Annotated in this window: 1 protein-coding gene; it reads left to right on the forward strand. The window is 72.2% G+C overall.

The features are described 5' to 3' along the window. The coding region (locus MKK68_RS19370) for a diguanylate cyclase domain-containing protein (protein ID WP_244032429.1) at positions 1-302 on the forward strand (302 nt) is incomplete at both ends.

Here is a 302-nt window from a genome sequence, read left to right on the forward strand (position 1 = left end):
CGACCCATCCGCTTCCTCGCCCTCCACGGTCCCCTGCCGTGCCTACTCAACCGTTCCGCCTTCACTCGGCGCCTCGCCCGCGACGTGGGCGCGGCGGTCGAGACCGGCGTTCCGGTCGCGGTGCTCTTCCTCGACCTCGACGGGTTGAAGGAGGGCAACGGCCTGTTCCGCCATCCGGTCGGCGACGCAATGCTGAATAGGGCCGCCCGCCGCGTCACCGGGCTGCTCGGCCCCGACCAGATCCTGGCACGCCTCGGCGGCGACGAGTTCGCCATCCTCATGGCCGGACGGACCGGGCCGGA

This window comes from Methylobacterium sp. E-016 (assembly GCF_022829745.1).
Lineage (GTDB): Bacteria > Pseudomonadota > Alphaproteobacteria > Rhizobiales > Beijerinckiaceae > Methylobacterium.